Below are 751 nucleotides of genomic sequence, written 5' to 3'. Positions count from 1 at the left end.
ATCGGCAATTATGCTCAAAAAAAAAACCGAGTGCTTTCTCAGCGGCTCGGGCAAACTAAGTTTGAAATAGTGAGGTTGCCGAAGCAAATAAGTATACCTATCTTTGTGAACCTGTCACTGATATTTATCCTTATTTAATAACCTTCCCTCCAAAGGAATTGCAAATTTAAAAATTTTGAATGAACATAAAAATAGAAAATAGAAATCAGTCTAAAATAGATTTATCTAACCAAAATCTAAAAGAAATTCCCAAAGAAATTTTTGAGTTAAAAAATTTAAAAAAATTAATTTTAAGAAATAATAAAATCAGAACTATTCCTGCTGAAATTGAAAAACTAAAAAGATTAGAAACATTGGATTTATCAGGAAATAATATTTCAATTTTTTATGCAAAAATTTGCACTTTGCAGAACTTACAAATATTGAATCTTAATAATAACCAGCTTAAAAATGTACCAATCCAAATTTCCAATTTGAAAAAAATAAAAAGTATTCATTTGGCAAATAACAAATTGAATGAAATTTCAAATCATATATTTTCTTTACAATCTTTAAGAGAATTAGAAGTTAGTAATAACAATATTGAATCAATTGATGGTATTGAAAACCTGAGTAATCTTAGAAAACTTTGGTTAAATAATTTACTGATACATAATTTTTCAATTCAAACACTAAGCAATCTTAAAAATCTTAATGCGTTATATTGCTTTTCAATTAATAATAATGAAGATAAGAATTTAGACATTTATTT

The 751-nt window shown here is 24.4% G+C and carries 1 protein-coding gene; it reads left to right on the top strand.

The genetic code is table 11. The features are described from left to right. Positions 1–179: 179 nt before the first annotated feature. On the top strand, positions 180–751 hold a 572-nt coding region (locus tag AC4AGG_RS16650), incomplete at its 3' end, for a leucine-rich repeat domain-containing protein (RefSeq protein ID WP_489773144.1).

This window comes from Chryseobacterium sp. CG10_8, assembly GCF_058117085.1.
Note: the sequence above shows the minus strand (reverse complement) of the source record. Positions and strands in the feature narration are given on the sequence as shown.